Here is a 15,813-nt window from a genome sequence, read left to right as displayed (position 1 = left end):
TCTCTCAAAAATCGGCAGATTGGTACTTTGGAAAGACATATCTGTCTTTTTATTGCAGTTTGCGGAAACTCAAGCTTTTATTTATCCCCGGTTCCTCCTTGCAAAATGGCGCGCCCGGGAGTACACTGAAGCTGAATACGACGCAGTTACAAAAGGGCTTATGCGGCAGAATGAGAGGAAAAAATGAAAAAAACACATAAAATATATTATGATAATGTTCATCAGACAGAATTCGAGGCCATGGTGCTGGAATGCGCCCCCGAGGAAAAAACAGGGCGGTACCGGATCATACTGGACAAGACGGCCTTCTTTCCGGAGGAGGGCGGGCAGGTGGCAGATGCAGGCTTTCTGGACGAGCAAAAGGTTCTGGATGTACAGATTAAAGACGATATCATCTATCACTATACGCAGGCTCCCCTTCCCGAGGGACACACCGTCAGGGGCCGGGTAGACTGGGCACAGCGCTTTGATTTTATGCAGCAGCACACCGGGGAGCACATCCTGTCCGGACTGGTAAATACGCACTACGGCTATGACAATGTGGGCTTTCACCTGGGGCTTTCGGAAGTGACTCTGGATTTTAACAAAAGCCTGTCCCTGGAACAGCTGCGGGCCATTGAAGTCCAGGCCAATCAGGCCGTATGGGCCGACCTGCCTGTGCATGTGTCCACCCCTTCTCCTGATGCCCTGTCCCAAATGACTTACCGCAGCAAAATTGCGTTGGACAAAGACGTCCGCATTGTGGAGATTCCCGGCGTGGATATGTGCGCCTGCTGTGCTCCCCATGTGGAATCCACAGGGCAGATCGGATTGATCAAAATTATCAGCGCCCAAAGCCACCGGGGCGGCGTCCGGGTGACGATTCTCTGCGGAAACCGGGCGCTGTCAGATTACACCAAAAAGCAGGACACCGTCTCAGAAATCTCCGCTCTGCTCTCCGCCAAGCCGGAGGACACCCCCCAGGCCGTAAAGCGGCTGCTTTCAGAAAATGCCGCTCTTAAGGCCCGTGCAGGACAGCTGCAGGCGAAGCTTCTTTCCCAGCAGATAAAGGACCTTCCCTCGCCAGAGGAGACAGACCATGTAGTATTATTTACAGGTGATCTGGACAGTATCGCCCTGCGAAATGCCGTAAACACCCTCACAAAAGATTATCCCGGCTTCTGCGCCATTTTTGCAGGAGATGACAAATCGGGCTACCGTTATGTCATCGGCAGCGCAGGCAAAGACTGCAGAGAGCTGGCCCAGAGACTTGGTCAGCGCTTCCAGGCCAAGGGCGGAGGCAGCGCCCCCATGGTTCAGGGAAGCATTTCCGCGCCAGAGTCGGACATCCGGGCATTTTTCCAATAATCCTCCCAGAAAAACGGACCCGCTAACACCGTTCTCTCCACGGACAGACTTCTCCCATGCCGCACCATCACACTCCATCTTACCAGTGTCAATCTGCCCCCTTCTATCTCCATGGCCGTAATTCCTCTTGGGTGCACGCAGCTTCCGTCATTGAGATAAAAGCTTTCCCCGGGTTCGGGCAGCCGGGGCCTGTGCGTGTGCCCGGCAAGAACCAGTATCTGGTTTTTGCCTGCAAAGCGGTCCAGCCTCCGCTCCGTCTTTTTTCTCTTTTTATAATTTTTTGCCGCGCTGGTGGGATCATACACGCCGAAAAGCTCCAGCGGCCGCCATACGAATCTTACCAAAAATGCTGTCAGGGGCCAGAGAATATCGTTCATTAAGTCCCCCTGATGACCATGCAGCAGCAATATCTCATGTTCTGAAATCCGATCCTTAAGCAGAATACTTTCCCGGGCCTGTATGTGGCGAAACAATTCCTTTTGGCAGTCCTCACTGTCACAGTAATACTGACTGCAGTGCGCCCTGAGAAACTTTCCCTTCCTTTTTTTGCAGTCATGATTTCCATACAGCATCCGGAAACGCCCTTCTGCGTGAAAGCGGGCCATCAGTTCAAAAGCATCGCTGTGAAAATCCACAATCCGGTTAAGCTTCTTGTTTTCCCACAGCTCATCCCCGTCCCCCAGCTCCATATAAGAAAATCCCAGGTCATAATAATACCCCAGAGCCGCCAGAAATATATTTTGATTGGGCAGAAAATTGTCTCCTCTGTTTCCCACGCCCCTGTGGCAGTCGCTCATACATACCAGTCTGCTTCCCTTATCTATCCAAATATGCTCCGCATTCTGGTACGCCTCCTTAAGTCTTTTGTTCATCCCCTTTTTCTCCATTTTTCATGGCGTTTTCTGCACCGGCACAGCTTCTTCGGCGTACATCTGACGCCCATTCTTATGATTGTGCGGTACAAAAGAGGAAAGCAGAGCGCAAGATAACTGATCCTGTCCAGGGTGCTGCAAAAGGGTCTCGTGAGTCTTAAATAGCGCCTGCAGTTTCTGCGGTTTCGCCTGTTGATCCGCCGCAGAGTCCGCCTGGAATAAAGTCCGGGCTGACTGCTCTTTGGATTGTCAAAGGAAAAATAGACCCAGGTCTGTTCCACCCGGATATCCCTGGGACCGTATCCATTCCGCCTAAGCCCCTCATAAAAGGCCTGGCACATCTGTCTATCAGGAAAACCGATGCCAATTTCCATTCGCAGCTGGCTGCAGCGGGAGAACATGCCCACCACAAACCCGGTGAGCCACCAGTGAATACAGCTTCTTCTCAGAATGACTTCCCCGTCCCGATACAGCACAAACCGCATAGGCAGCCGCTCTTCATCGCTGGCACATTCATAAAAAAGCTTTTCCGGGGGAAGGGACGAATAGCCTCTATGGACATAAATGCCAATTTCTGCGCCTGTGGTACAGCCATACTGTCCTTTCCAGAATTCAATCAGGTAACGCTTTTTATTATAGCTGAAATACACCGGCTCGCATTCAAACACCATGTTCATGGAAGGCGCCGCCTCATCAAAAAAGCGGCAGTACCCCATCTGTCTCTGCCAGCAGTACATCCTGGAGCTTACCGTATCGTCGCAGCCGTTATAGCAAAATCCAAACACGGAAAGGGCTTCACAGAGCTTCCCGCTTTTTTCTTCCGTACTCATCCTGCAGACCTTTTTTTCTGCCCATTTTCTCCGAAGACAGAAAATCAGGAAAAGCAAAAGAAGCAGCAAAATCAACACGCCCAGGCCAATATAAAAATACCTCATGAAATACCTGCCAAACAAATCATTTGGTATATTGTATTCCACAAGGTATCTTTTCGTACTGATTTACATAAGCTGTTTTTGCTTTTTATGCCTTACGAAATGCACGGCTCAACGCTTTGGACACCGCGCCGCCGGCAATACAGGTCAAGGGCATTTCCAAAAGGCCGTTGATTCCCGCAAGGGCCAGAATGAATGCAAACACATTCAGATTCCCCAAAGAAGCGTTCATATCCTGCAGATAATCCGAATTGCCAAAGCAGATCATCAGCATTCCCATGAAAAACAGCGTATTCATAAACGCTCCCAGAAGCGCTGCCGCAAAGTAGGACACAGTCTTTGTCTTATCCACCTTATACATGGCCCTAAACAGCACACCGCTTAAATAACCCATAAGGGCCCTGGTAGGCACACATACCAAAAAGGTAAGAAAGGGATTGATATTTAAAAGTGCCGCTCCAAAAGTGCTCATGCCGAAGCACTGGTAAAAGCTCGTGAGCCCAAAGGCCAGTCCCAGGACAGCCCCACAGCCCGGCCCCACGGACATGGCCCCGATCACCACCGGAACCGTCATCAGGGAAATTTCCAGGCCCCCGGTCCTCAAGTACCCAAGCGGTGTGATCGCCATGATCAGAATAATCGCTATGAGTACAGCCATTTGTACCATCTCAAGTGTCTTCTTATTCTTCATTTTTAGTCTCCTTCCGCGCATTTTGCGCTGCTTTTTTATTTACTATTATTCCTCCAAAAAGCTGCAGAGCCTGCAGCAGGGAGGATATAATGTCTTTAATTTCTGGAGCATTTCTCAGCGTCAATGGCCAAAACCACCATCAGCGCCAAAAGAGCGTTTTCTCCATCCGGTACCTCTATGGTGTAGGTGTCTGTAAAATTCCATATCTCCTTATTGATGGAAGCCACCCTTGCCCCGTCTGCAGCTGTGATAGAATAATCCCATCCCAGGAAATCTCCTTCCACCTGCCATCCGTTACATTCCACCCGGTATTTGGGAGAGAAAAAGGTAAGCTCCTTGGTAATAACCCCCAGATTTCGTTCCCCTGCCCACAATTCAAATTTGGGAAGCCATGTAAGCACTACTTCTTTTACCGTTCCCACATGCACCCCGTCATGATTTAAGATATGCAGGCAGTGCCCCCAGGCAAGCTTTCCCTCCACCGTAAACAGAGTGTTTCCCTGTTCGTCGTAAATGTCATAGGAATCCAGCCAGGAAAAAAACCTTTGCTTAAACAACATTTTCATAGGTCAGTCCCCTTTTCCGGTGCGCATCAGCTCACGATACCATTTCAGCGAGGAAAGGTATGCTTCCGTCACCTCATCCATTCCAAGATTCTGCAGAATCATCAGCCTGGATACCTCCTGCCAGTTTGCAGTCTCATACTGCTCCACAAACTCCAGCACCGGAGCAAGCTTCCCCTTCCGGTAAATCAAGGCATCCCTGATTTCACCCACCACATGCACAATATCCAGGGCCTCTTCCATGGGTTTCTCCAAAATTACGTCCAGCACCGAAAACAGCCCCATCAAAAACAGCTCATCCTTCTTTAAGGCCAGCTCAAAAAACGGCGCCAGATTTTCCGCAAACTTTGCCCGCAGCAAGGAAAGTCTTGTGATCTCATTGGGCTTGTCGGCATAAAGCACGTTTACCACCGCCGTATTGATCCATTTTTTCAGCTCCCGCTGTCCCAGCATGGCCGCCGCATGGCGGATGGAGGTGATCTCGGAATTGACCGCCATCCTGTTAACCATTTTCAGCAGAGAAATGGTTAACGCCGTATCACGGCTGATAATATCCGCAGCCTCCGTCAGTTCAAAGTTATTATTGTTCACCGTGTTGAGCAGCTTGATATAATTTACCTTAAGAGGCGCCACATCTGTCTGTCCCTTTGTGATGGGCACCCGGTAAAAGCTGCCCTCGTAAAGCTCATAGCCCCCCGTTGCCTTCAGCTTTTCAAAGGTCTCCTGGGAATCAATGTTTCCGGCGCAAAGCTTTGCCCCCGGATACAGCTTTCCGAAATAAATCTTTGCCTTTTCGATAGCGATTCTGCGGTTGTTTAACAGTACATAATCCATCAGTCTGAGAATGGGCCTGTAGGCTTCAAATTCTGAGACATTCAGCTTTCTGATGGCCAGCTTATAGCCCTTATTCTTTAACTCCTGCAGACGGTTCACATACATTTCCACAGGGGGAATGGTGTTATCAATCAAAAGCACGATCCGCTCATGGGGCGCGTCACACTCACTTTCTATGTCGACAAACACAGAAATATTTGTGATCGGCACAAAAACCTCCTTGTCATCCGACAGCGTTTCAATGCCCATGCTTTGTATTACTTCAAGCCCCTCTATTCTGGCCGCGCCGTCATTTCTCCCTGAACCCAAAAGCATAGGATTCAAAAGAAAATTGTCCTTTTGGGAAAAAATGGAATAAGCCCGCACCGCCATATTTTCATCAAACATAGGAATCAATGCAACCAACATATATACTCACCCCAACGATGACTGTCTATCGCCCTTTCTTAAGTAGTCTTTTGTCTCACTGGAAATATGCCACTCCTGACTCGAAAATCCTCATGTCCTGCTCCCCGTAAATATTCATGGCCACAGCAGCGTCTCTTCTCTCAGAATGAGCCATTTTGCCAAGAATTCTTCCATCCGGGGAGGTGATTCCCTCCACAGCCAGGTAGGAACCATTTACATTATATTCCTCATCCATGGATACATTGCCATCCATATCCGCATACTGGGTGGCAATCTGGCCGTTTGCCAACAGCCTTTCTAACTGCTCCTTAGGCGCTACGAAGCGGCCCTCCCCGTGGGAAGCCGGATTGCAGTAAACGCCTCCCAGCTTTGCCTCCCTGAGCCAGGGGGAACGGTTGGATACCACCTTAGTATATACCATCTTGGAAATATGGCGGTTAATGGTGTTGAAGGTCAGCGTAGGAGAATCCTCCTTCTGTCCCACAATCTTCCCCCAGGGCACCAGCCCCAGCTTAATTAACGCCTGAAAGCCGTTGCAGATTCCAAGAGCCAGCCCGTCCCTTTCCTCCAAAAGCTTTCGCACCGCCTCCTTCAGCTTCTCGTTGCGGAAAGCCGTGGCAAAAAACTTCGCGCTTCCATCCGGCTCATCTCCTGCGGAAAATCCGCCGGGGAACATAATGATCTGCGCCTGGTCTATGGCTTTTTCAAAGACCTCAACGGAATCTCTGATATCCTCGGGGGTCAGATTCCGGAATACCCTTGTCTCCACCTCTGCGCCGGCCCGCTCAAAGGCTTTTGCGCTGTCATATTCACAGTTGGTTCCGGGGAAAACGGGAATAAACACCTTGGGCTTTGCCACCTTATGTCTGCACACATAAACGCTGTCTGCCTTAAAGCAGGGACTTTCCACGGCTTCCTTTCCCTTCTTTGCTTTGACGGGAAATACCTTTTCCAGCCGCGAGCCCCACGCCTCCAAGGCTTCATCCATGGAAATGCGCACATCGCCGTATACAAATTCCGGCTCTTTTGTAACTGTGCCAAGCACCGTATAATCCAAGTCCATTTCATCTAACAAAGAAAGCTTGTCCGCCGGAATCTCAGCCAAAATATCTCCCAGCCCGTTTGCAAACAAGTCATCCGTGGTCACATGACTTTCTATCGTCACACCCAGCTTATTTCCAAAGGCCATCTTGGAAAGCGCGGCAGCCGCCCCTCTGGCGTCCAGCGCATATGCGGACAATATAACCTTCTTTTCCGTCAGCTGATGAATGGCGCCGTACAGCTGTGCCGCCTGCTCATACATGGGAATATCGAAATCGTCCTTATCAATCTCAAAGCACACAAGATGGCTGCCCGGCATTTTCAGCTCAGGCGTTATGATATCGCCGTATTTTGCCACATCCACCGCAAAGGAAACCAGGGTAGGAGGCACGTCAATCTGATTGAAGGTGCCGGACATACTGTCCTTTCCTCCAATAGAGGGAAGCCCAAAGCCGATCTGGGCGTCGTATGCTCCCAAAAGCGCCGCAAAGGGCTGGCTCCAGCGCTCAGGGTCTGAGGTCATCCTGCGGAAATATTCCTGGAAGGTAAAGCGTATCTTCCGGAAATCGCCGCCTGCCGCCACAATCTTTGCCATGGATTCCACCACCGCGTAAACTGCTCCATGGTAGGGACTCCAGGAGGACAAAAACGGGTCGAAGCCGCAGCTCATCATGGTGACGGTATCTGTTTTTCCTTTCAACACAGGAAGCTTTGCTACCATGGTCTGTGTTTCCGTAAGCTGGTATTTGCCCCCGTAGGGCATCAGCACGCTGGCCGCGCCGATAGAGGAGTCAAACATCTCCACAAGCCCCTTCTGGGAGCATACGTTCAGATCATTTAAAAGCGCAAGCCAGGCTGATTTTACATCCCCCGCTTCAAGCTGCTTTCCAACCTCCTCCACAGCCCATTTATCAAAATAGTTGTCCTCCCTGGAGGGAATATCCACCTTTACGGAGGTTTCCTGATGGGCGCCATTGGTGTTTAAGAAGGATCTCTTGAGATCGACGATCTTTTTCCCGCGCCATTTTAATACCAGTCTGGGGTTCTCTGTCACCACAGCCACAGGCACCGCTTCCAGATTTTCTTCTCCGGCATATCCAAGGAAGGCTTCCACATCCCCGGGTGCCACCACTACTGCCATACGTTCCTGAGACTCAGATATCGCCAATTCTGTTCCATCCAGACCCGCATATTTTTTCGGCACCTTATCCAAGTCCACCAAAAGTCCGTCCGCCAGCTCTCCGATGGCCACAGAAACGCCCCCCGCGCCAAAGTCATTGCACTTTCTGATGAGGCGGCTTACCTCCGGGCGGCGGAATAATCTCTGTATTTTCCTCTCGGTGGGCGCATTTCCCTTCTGCACCTCTGCACCACAGGTTTCAATGGAGCTTTCCGTGTGCACCTTAGAGGACCCCGTTGCACCGCCGCAGCCGTCCCTTCCGGTACGTCCGCCCAGCAGAATAATCACATCGCCAGGGTCCGACGAGGCACGGATTACATTCTTTCTGGGTGCGGCCCCCATAACCGCTCCGATTTCCATTCGCTTTGCCACATAATCGGGATGGTAGATTTCCTTCACATAACCGGTGGCAAGTCCGATCTGATTGCCATAGGAGGAATAGCCCGACGCCGCTCCCCGCACCAGCTTCTTCTGCGGGAGCTTGCCCTTTAAGGTCTCCGACACAGGAACGGTAGGGTCTGCTGCTCCCGTTACGCGCATAGCCTGATAGACATAGCCTCTGCCGGAAAGGGGGTCTCTTATGGCTCCGCCCAGACAGGTAGCCGCTCCACCGAAAGGCTCTATCTCCGTAGGGTGGTTGTGCGTCTCGTTCTTAAAGAACACAAGCCATTCCTCCGTACTCTTTTGGCCGTCATAGTCCATCTCCACCGGCACCACCACGGAGCAGGCGTTGATCTCGTCCGATTCCTCCAAATCCGCAAGCTTTCCATCCTTTTTGAGCTTGCGCATGGCCATGAGCGCCAAATCCATCAGACAGACAAACTTATCCTCCCTGTCCCCGAAAATCTCTTCTCTGGTGTCCAGGTAGCTCTGGTATGTAGTCTCAAGGGGAGAGCGGTAATACCCTTCCCCAAATTCCACATTCTTTAACTCCGTGGAAAAGGTTGTGTGACGGCAGTGATCCGACCAGTAGGTGTCCAGCACCCGGATTTCCGTCACGGTAGGATCGCGTCTTTCCTCGTCGTGAAAATATTTTTGAATATGCAGAAAATCCTTGAAGGTCATTGCAAGGCCCAGAGAATCATATAACTCTCTGAGCCGCTCCTCCTTAAGATTCTGAAAATCATTGAGTACAGCCACATCTGCCGGCTCATCAAACACAGAAACCAGCGTATCCGGCTTTACCATATCCGTCTCCCTGGAGTCCACGGGATTGATGCAGTATGCCTTGATCCTGGAAAATTCCTCTTCATCCATATCGCCCCGGATCAGGTAGGTGACCGCCGTTTTGATGATGGGCTCCTCATTTTCGTCCAAGAACTTCACGCACTGCACCGCGGAATCCGCTCTCTGGTCAAACTGTCCCGGCAGATATTCCACAGAAAACACTCTGCCGTCTTTTGGAATCTCTATGGTCTCCTCATACAGGCAGTCAACGGGTGGCTCGGAAAACACGGTTTTACAGGCTTGTGCAAACACTTCATCCGAAATATTTTCCACATCATATCGGATAAACACCCTCACCTCTTTAGTGTCTATGCCCAGATAATTTTTCAGCTCCTCATGCAGCTCTTTCGCCTTGACCGCAAAAGGTTCCTTCTTTTCTACATAGATACGTCTTACGTTGCCCATGCTGAATCCTCCAAAAGTAAAATATGTTTTATAATACACCGAATTCCACGTTCGCACAATGGAAAGCTGTTACGGTTCTTCTTCTAACTCCACGCCAAGCCCTCTCAGGATAAAAAAAATCTCCCGGTCTACTGTCTCCGCCTTAATGCCAATGGTCTGGGCGGATATTTTCAGCCCTTCCAGCACAAACATAATGTTGCGGGCCGTTCCCTTGCAGTCCTCACAGTAAAATTCGCCGTTCTCCACGCCGGCCTCAATGAGCTTTTCGATGATTTTCACCGCAGAATCAAACTGCTTCTTGAGAATATTATCCTTCTTCGGCAGATCGTGCTCAAAATAAAATTCATAAATGGCCTGGGTAAGCGTATCCTTTTTTCGCAGAAGCTCTTTTTTCTGTTCCTTAAGAAACAAAATCAGAATGTCCGCCGCGGTGGCGTCCTCCGCGATACTGTCGGAAAACACATCGTCCGCCTCCTCGGTTTCCAGCCGCATAACCTCCATAAATATCTGGCTTGTGCTGTCAAAGTACAAATACAGCCCGCCCCGGCTGATGCCGCAGGCTTCCACGATATCCTTCATGGTCACTTTTTTAAAGCCCTTCTCCACAAACACTCTTCTGGCCGTTTCCAAAATATATTTCTTCTTCTGTACCGATTTTTCTCCCATTCCCGTATTCCTTCCATCAACAGTCAAAGGGCTTGTCCCAGTATTCTATGATCTCCTTCATCTTCTCCAAAACAAGGAAAAAAATCCCCTCAGAAACAGCCTGGCTCCAAAGCACAGCCTTGGTTCTGCCGCCCAGCACGTAATAAGAGAGAATCCCTTTAAGGACGTCCCAGTCCCTCCAGCCCGCTCTCTTGATGAGACGTCTTTCGTCCTCATGGCTCTGTATCCGGTTGCGGGTATATATGTAACGGTAATTGCGGTCCATAAGAGACGAACCCGACACCTCTTTTATGAAGCTTAAAAGCGTTGCATCGTACACCGGAAAGGCGATGGAGTGCGCCCCGATATCCTGTCCCTGGTAAATAGAGCTGGCCTGTGTGCCCGCACTTTTTTCCAGCCAGGGCAGATAACGAAAAAGCGGCATCGCTGCCCGCTTATACTCCTGCAAAAGCCGCTGCCGATATTCTAAAGAGTCCTCCATCACTACACCTCCCATTAAAACTGACACATATGTATTTTTATTTTATCACATTTCTATCAAAAGTACAGTAGAAAATTACATATGCTTTGTTGTATACTATATTATATATAAATGTGAACAAACTGACGAAAGAGGTATTATATATATGGCCGGGATTACACTGGAAAAGGGAAAAAGCATCTATGAATACGGACAGCCCATGACGGTTCTGCACCTGATCACAAACGGAAGGGTAAAGGTCTCCTATCCGGGAGGCTCTTACACTCTGGGCAAGGGAGATGTGATCGGCATCTGCGAGATATGCTCTGAAATTCATTTCCTGAGCTATCTTGCCCTGGAGGACACCTCCATTCTCACCTATACTCTGAACAATGTGGAATCGCTGGAGGATATGCTTCAAAAACGCTCCGATCTGGCAAGGCTGTTTCTGCTTTCCGCTTTTTACCAGCTCAATCATCTGCTGGATCAATGTTCCCTTTCAGAATTGAGCTGCAGCAACCTGTACCAGAATCTTCTGGAGGATTACGAGAAATATAACAGCCTGTGCGCCCGTTACCGGATTCCTCCCAGAGCCCTTGAGGGCATGGAAAGCCTCACCGCCTATCTGGGCGAGGAAGCTCCTGATATCTGGTTAAACAGCTTTTATCTTGGGCTTCAGCACATTTATACCGGAGAGCACTATAAGCCCCTGGTTCAGGAGCCTGGCATTTCCCTTGGCTTTTTGCGTAAATGCAGTCTGGACTTCCGCAAAACCTATTTCGGCCTGGATGAGCAGTTCCATTACCGCAAGCAGCTTACGAACCTATATTTCAACGAAAATGCAAACGATATATTTGACCTGTACACCTCACTCTACTACAAGCTCGGCCCGGACTGTGCAGATACGGAATCCGTCCTGTCAGATATCAATAGAATGATATCACAGTTTGAATCAGACTCCTGCCTGGATGCGCAGATGGTGGAAAAACGGATTCAAAGCTTCCGCAAAAACCTGTCGTTGATGAAGGAGCCTGCCGCCAAAAAGGATGAGACTGCGACAGATACCTCCCTGATGCAGGAATTGGCCGGTTCCCTGAACACCATCCTGGACTTTGCCGGTTCCGATCTGGAGCTTTGTTCCAGCTTCCGCCAGCATGTGCATTCCTACAAAGCCCTTCCTGACAAAAATTCTATGGAGGACGAATGCTGCAGCCTGCGCAGAAAACTGACAGAGGAATTTAACGCCTTGTACTCCCTGCTGTTTCAGCGCACCTTGGAGACTTCCTCCGTTCCCAAGGCCGTAAAAATGTTTTTAGCCTTCGGCTATGTGGACGAGGAGCTGGCCGGAGCCGAAAACTGCGCACTGCTTTACAGGCTGTCGGAAACGCGCACAGACCGCAGTGAATTCGGGGTATATACCTTTTACGACTGGCTGCTGGCAATTTTTCAGGGAAAAAAAGAGCCCAGCCGAAACGAATTTGACCAGGACTATTCGGACTACATACACAGGCAGAAGGCCAGCGGCAACATCACGGAAGCGGAATTTAAGGATCTGGAAAATAATTCCATGGGAAAGGTAAACTACGAGCTGCGCAATTTGTTCCCTCCGGTCAACAAAATGACCTTCGGGCGCATCGCCACTTTCTGCCCTATTTTCATCTCCGACAATGTGCTCAAGGATCTGAATGATTCCTATGTAACCCTCACCAAAGTCGGAAAAGCCTTTGAAGCCATCAAAAAAGTGGACTACAGCGCCTTCTACCGGGAAAGTCTGGACTATGATCATCTGGATATCATGGGGAAGGAGCCCATTCACCTGGAATTTCTTCCGGACATTATCCTGATGCCCAACGTGGGAATTCGCGGCGTAATGTGGCAGGAAATCGAGGGTAAATACCGCAACAGCAGCGGAAGAATGTTTTTCTCTATTTTCCATATGGAGGACTTTGTCACCTCCATGATCCGTCTCACAGGAGAATTCCGCTGGGAGCTGTGCAAGCGCATTCAGGGTGCCCGCTGGAATGATATCAGCGACCGTTCCCTTACCAGCGAATATTTTGACTATATTCAGTTTTACCGCAAAAACCACGAGCTGAGCAACGAGGCCAAGGAAAAGGTGCGTTCCAGTCTCCAGCGCGCCAAAAACAGCTTCAAGGAAATGTTCGTGCGGGATTATATCACCTGGATTATTTTTGAGGGCAGCGGCTCTCCCCGCCTCAACAAGATTGCAAGAAGGATATTGTTTACCTACTGTCCCTTCCCAGCAGATCTTATGAAAACAGTGAGCCAGAACCCGTTCTTTTCAGAGCTTATGAACCGCCACCGCATCACCACGGCCCAGCGGCTGCATCATGTGGACATGCTCATCAAGAAAATACAAAACACCGGCTCTCCTGTCCCCGACACCCTGGTACATGAGCGCCAGTTTATTGAAGGCACTGTCTCTAAATAGACCTGCCTGTGGCTGCACCCCACTTTTTCTTGTATACAAGATAACAGGGCACCCCCACAAAAAACATGCCTCCCAGCATATTCCCCAGGGTTACCGGCAGAAAGTTATGTAAGCTGTTGAGAATTGTCAGACGCTGCAGCTCTTCCTGGGCAATCCCGTAAAGCTCCAGCGCTCTGGCAGCATACATTTCATTTCCCGCTGCCAGAATACCTATGGGGATATAAAACATGTTGGCTACACAGTGCTCAAAGCCCCCGGCCACAAACGCCATAATGGGGAAAAAAATAGCCCACACCTTTCCGGTAATATCCTTTGCCGCCGTGGCCATCAATATGGCAATGCACACGAAAATGTTGCAGAGAATGCCGGAGGCAATTCCCTTCACCGGTGTGATGGATACTTTTGCAAGGGCTGTCTTTATGGCAAAGGCCCCAAGCATCCCTTCTGTATAATCCAGATTTCCCGAAAGAAATACCAAAACATCTATGATAAGAGCGCCTATCAGGTTGCTGAAGTATACCACCCCCAGAGAGCATATGGCTCTTTTTAAAGAAACTCTTTTATCAATCACATCCAATACCACCAGGCAGTTACCCGTAAAAAGCTCTCCGCCCACAAAGACAATCATCATAAGCCCCACCGGGAAAATAGCTCCGGCTGCCATCCTGGACAATCCCACATTCTCAATTCCGTGCATAACGGTGCTGCTGGCGGCTCCGCCCATGGCGATAAAAGCTCCCGCCATCACTCCAAGAAGTATCATCCTTCCAAGAGGAAGCCTGGCCTTCTCTTCGCCAGCCTTCATATTTTTTTCAATCACCTCTGCCGGTTTATTCATTCTTGCTTCCATACTCTCTGTTTCCTTTATCCGTTGTTTGTTATTTATTTATCATTCTATTTCCCCGGCTATTCTACAATATTCCACAGGATAAAATCAAGCTGTTTCAATCATATGCTTGTATTTTATTCCATACAAAATCCGCAAAAGTTTATACTTTTTTTATAATTTTAGGGGTAGACAAAATAGAATTTTTGCGCTATACTTAACTCATCTTGATAGAGATATCAAGACCTACTAATTAGTAGTGTAATTCCGGAAGAATTCCCCTTTTACACAATCGAAGCGTCCGTAGGGAAACCTACGGGCGCTTTGATTGTGTAAAAATAAATTTTAGGCCAGAGCCTAAAATTTATCTACAAAGTCTGTGCCCGTCTCCCCTTTCATCTTCTCTATATAAGGAGCGGGATTTTCTTCCATCTGAAGCAGAATGTCCAAGGCTGTCAAGAGAAGCCGTTCCCGTCTGTACCGATTCATCTCCAGGGGCCTGTCCATGTATGCCTTAAAATGGTCCACCTGCCATACCAAAACATCCGCCAGCGTATAGCCTTCTACCTGATACCTGCAGAGAAATTTTCCATAATCATGATAGTAGGCAAGCTCTTGTAAAACTCCGCTGGAATTTCTGATTCTGTTCCAAAGCTCTTTGGCATACTCCGGAGACTCTCCCGCCGCCTCCGCCAGGATCCCCACATATTTTTCCAAAGTCTCCAATGCTTTTTCAAGCTGTTCCTTCTGTGTCATTTTAATCCCTCCTTTTTCTTCCAAAGTCGTCCCCACCCGTAAAACGGGGGTCTCGGGACGCGGGCTCTAAGCCCGCCCTGCTTGGCTGCACCCAGGGCGCCGGCTTTCTCTTTAAATGCTATGGGAAGTCGTCTCCTGGTCAGCCAGCTTTACATCGTAACCGAGAACGGCAGCAATTTTTTCCACATCCGAAAAACTGAAATTATCTTTATATCTGCTACACTGGAACGCTTTCCATGTTTTTCTTTACTTTTCAGCACAGAAAACACGCCCGTTAATTCGTTTAGCATATTATATTTTTTAACTTCTCCTTTGTCAAATGTGAGTAATAAAACATAGTTTTCTAACGGTTCTACAGCTTTGATCCTTCTTGGATTTTCAAAATATTTTTTACTCTATCTTCCATCGCAAGTCCTCCATTATCTCAACGGATCAATCTGGAACAATGTTTCTTTCTGCCTTGCAAGATGCCAATTTTCCTTTAGCTCGTCCTGATGTAACGCAGCCCAGCCCATAAGCATTTTTAATTGCTTGTCAGGCATATCCCCATTGATTTTTTTCTATCTCATTTATATCTATACAACATTCATATTCGCCATAATTCGCATAAAAATGCGGCGGCATTGTGTTCTCGATTTCTATCTTCCAGAGGTTCCGGAATCAACAATTTTTCAATAACCTTTTCCAACTCTGAAAAATTATACTTTCTTTTCTGGCATATCTTTATATCTTTCATGTATATATGATATTCACAGTATCACTGATTCATAAACGGCACATCTGAAAAGTCTTTCTGATGTGCTGATTGCTCCGGTTCTGCTTCGTTAAGGTCGGCAATAACAAGCCTTGTAATATATCCGTTTACTGTCTCTCCTTTTTTCTTTATACGCTCCTTTGTTCCTTTTGGAAGCGTTATAGATACTCTATCATAGTTTTCCTTTATATGCTCATTCTGGCGTTTATATTGCTTTTCAAGCCGTTCTTTGGCTTCTTTTCCTGTCATGCTCCGACCTTCTTTCAATCAATATTCTTAGTTAAATAGTAGCATTAAATACTTATTTATGCAATACGTTTAATACTTGAGTTTCCGCAGAATTATCTCCACCAGGCAAATCTGCCGTATCCTGTTATCCACAACTTTCAAAAAATGCCA

Annotated in this window: 15 protein-coding genes; 3 read left to right on the top strand and 12 right to left on the bottom strand. The window is 48.6% G+C overall.

The window, feature by feature from the left end:
• Both SHK35_RS12985 and SHK35_RS12980 read left to right on the top strand, forming a co-directional pair.
• Nucleotides 1-187, top strand: a 187-nt coding sequence (locus SHK35_RS12985; RefSeq protein ID WP_318710101.1) for a hypothetical protein, incomplete at its 5' end; no start/stop codon positions are given.
• A complete protein-coding gene (locus SHK35_RS12980; RefSeq protein ID WP_318710100.1) occupies nt 184-1,347 on the top strand; it encodes an alanyl-tRNA editing protein in 1,164 nt (387 codons plus the stop codon). The genes SHK35_RS12985 and SHK35_RS12980, both read left to right, overlap by 4 nt.
• Here the strand turns inward: SHK35_RS12980 and SHK35_RS12975 are convergent.
• The 8 genes from SHK35_RS12975 to SHK35_RS12940 all read right to left on the bottom strand — a co-directional run bounded on the left by SHK35_RS12975 (nt 1,296) and on the right by SHK35_RS12940 (nt 10,647).
• Complete coding sequence (locus SHK35_RS12975) at nt 1,296-2,219, bottom strand: metallophosphoesterase (protein WP_318710099.1); 924 nt, start codon at nt 2,217-2,219, stop codon at nt 1,296-1,298. The two genes, SHK35_RS12980 and SHK35_RS12975, sit on opposite strands and share 52 nt — an antisense overlap.
• A complete protein-coding gene (locus SHK35_RS12970) occupies nt 2,216-3,154 on the bottom strand; it encodes a DUF4474 domain-containing protein (protein ID WP_318710098.1) in 939 nt (312 codons plus the stop codon). Before SHK35_RS12970 ends, SHK35_RS12975 begins: the two co-directional genes overlap by 4 nt.
• A gap of 85 nt (nt 3,155-3,239) precedes the next feature.
• Nucleotides 3,240-3,842 carry an ECF transporter S component gene (locus tag SHK35_RS12965; protein WP_318705017.1) on the bottom strand — a complete coding sequence of 201 codons (603 nt, stop codon included), beginning with the start codon at nt 3,840-3,842 and terminating at the stop codon, nt 3,240-3,242.
• A 95-nt stretch (nt 3,843-3,937) separates the two neighbouring features.
• On the bottom strand, nt 3,938-4,408 hold the full coding sequence (locus SHK35_RS12960) for an LURP-one-related/scramblase family protein (protein ID WP_318710096.1): 471 nt from the start codon (nt 4,406-4,408) through the stop codon (nt 3,938-3,940).
• 3 nt (nt 4,409-4,411) lie between these two features.
• Nucleotides 4,412-5,647, bottom strand: a complete 1,236-nt coding sequence (locus SHK35_RS12955) for an EAL and HDOD domain-containing protein (RefSeq protein ID WP_318710095.1) — start codon at nt 5,645-5,647, stop codon at nt 4,412-4,414.
• 55 nt (nt 5,648-5,702) lie between these two features.
• Entirely contained in the window at nt 5,703-9,500 is a 3,798-nt protein-coding gene (locus tag SHK35_RS12950) for a phosphoribosylformylglycinamidine synthase (protein ID WP_318710094.1), read from the bottom strand.
• 69 nt (nt 9,501-9,569) lie between these two features.
• Nucleotides 9,570-10,166 (bottom strand): TetR/AcrR family transcriptional regulator, encoded by a 597-nt coding sequence (locus SHK35_RS12945; protein ID WP_318710093.1) that lies wholly within the window; start codon nt 10,164-10,166, stop codon nt 9,570-9,572.
• 16 nt (nt 10,167-10,182) lie between these two features.
• Entirely contained in the window at nt 10,183-10,647 is a 465-nt protein-coding gene (locus SHK35_RS12940) for a hypothetical protein (protein ID WP_318705022.1), read from the bottom strand.
• Nucleotides 10,648-10,792: 145 nt separating this feature from the next.
• On the opposite strand from SHK35_RS12940, the gene SHK35_RS12935 reads away from it, so the two are divergent.
• On the top strand, nt 10,793-13,078 hold the full coding sequence (locus tag SHK35_RS12935) for a hypothetical protein (protein ID WP_318710092.1): 2,286 nt from the start codon (nt 10,793-10,795) through the stop codon (nt 13,076-13,078).
• On the opposite strand, the gene SHK35_RS12930 is transcribed toward SHK35_RS12935, so the two are convergent.
• The 4 genes from SHK35_RS12930 to SHK35_RS12915 form a co-directional block, all read right to left on the bottom strand.
• Nucleotides 13,071-13,916, bottom strand: coding sequence for a formate/nitrite transporter family protein (locus SHK35_RS12930; RefSeq protein ID WP_318710091.1), 846 nt, complete (start codon nt 13,914-13,916; stop codon nt 13,071-13,073). The genes SHK35_RS12935 and SHK35_RS12930 overlap by 8 nt on opposite strands.
• A gap of 345 nt (nt 13,917-14,261) precedes the next feature.
• Nucleotides 14,262-14,660: a hypothetical protein gene (locus tag SHK35_RS12925; protein WP_318705025.1), complete on the bottom strand. Its 399-nt coding sequence runs from the start codon at nt 14,658-14,660 to the stop codon at nt 14,262-14,264.
• A 419-nt stretch (nt 14,661-15,079) separates the two neighbouring features.
• Nucleotides 15,080-15,202: a DUF4160 domain-containing protein gene (locus SHK35_RS14295; protein WP_442867444.1), complete on the bottom strand. Its 123-nt coding sequence runs from the start codon at nt 15,200-15,202 to the stop codon at nt 15,080-15,082.
• A 215-nt stretch (nt 15,203-15,417) separates the two neighbouring features.
• On the bottom strand, nt 15,418-15,663 hold the full coding sequence (locus tag SHK35_RS12915) for a hypothetical protein (protein ID WP_318705026.1): 246 nt from the start codon (nt 15,661-15,663) through the stop codon (nt 15,418-15,420).
• Nucleotides 15,664-15,813: the final 150 nt, after the last annotated feature.

The sequence above is a fragment of the Candidatus Acetatifactor stercoripullorum genome, from assembly GCF_944382095.1.
Taxonomy (GTDB): Bacteria; Bacillota; Clostridia; order Lachnospirales; family Lachnospiraceae; genus Acetatifactor; species Acetatifactor stercoripullorum.
This window is presented reverse-complemented; position numbering and strand designations above follow the sequence as displayed.

Coding starts and splice junctions, on each gene's coding strand:
- SHK35_RS12965 (WP_318705017.1), bottom strand. CDS start 3,842: ATGAAGAATAAGAAGACACTTGAGATGGTACAAATGGCTGTACTCATA.
- SHK35_RS12955 (WP_318710095.1), bottom strand. CDS start 5,647: ATGTTGGTTGCATTGATTCCTATGTTTGATGAAAATATGGCGGTGCGG.
- SHK35_RS12935 (WP_318710092.1), top strand. CDS start 10,793: ATGGCCGGGATTACACTGGAAAAGGGAAAAAGCATCTATGAATACGGA.
- SHK35_RS14295 (WP_442867444.1), bottom strand. CDS start 15,202: ATGCCTGACAAGCAATTAAAAATGCTTATGGGCTGGGCTGCGTTACAT.
- SHK35_RS12960 (WP_318710096.1), bottom strand. CDS start 4,408: ATGAAAATGTTGTTTAAGCAAAGGTTTTTTTCCTGGCTGGATTCCTAT.
- SHK35_RS12970 (WP_318710098.1), bottom strand. CDS start 3,154: ATGAGGTATTTTTATATTGGCCTGGGCGTGTTGATTTTGCTGCTTCTT.
- SHK35_RS12940 (WP_318705022.1), bottom strand. CDS start 10,647: ATGGAGGACTCTTTAGAATATCGGCAGCGGCTTTTGCAGGAGTATAAG.
- SHK35_RS12945 (WP_318710093.1), bottom strand. CDS start 10,166: ATGGGAGAAAAATCGGTACAGAAGAAGAAATATATTTTGGAAACGGCC.
- SHK35_RS12950 (WP_318710094.1), bottom strand. CDS start 9,500: ATGGGCAACGTAAGACGTATCTATGTAGAAAAGAAGGAACCTTTTGCG.
- SHK35_RS12975 (WP_318710099.1), bottom strand. CDS start 2,219: ATGAACAAAAGACTTAAGGAGGCGTACCAGAATGCGGAGCATATTTGG.
- SHK35_RS12915 (WP_318705026.1), bottom strand. CDS start 15,663: ATGACAGGAAAAGAAGCCAAAGAACGGCTTGAAAAGCAATATAAACGC.
- SHK35_RS12930 (WP_318710091.1), bottom strand. CDS start 13,916: ATGAATAAACCGGCAGAGGTGATTGAAAAAAATATGAAGGCTGGCGAA.
- SHK35_RS12925 (WP_318705025.1), bottom strand. CDS start 14,660: ATGACACAGAAGGAACAGCTTGAAAAAGCATTGGAGACTTTGGAAAAA.
- SHK35_RS12980 (WP_318710100.1), top strand. CDS start 184: ATGAAAAAAACACATAAAATATATTATGATAATGTTCATCAGACAGAA.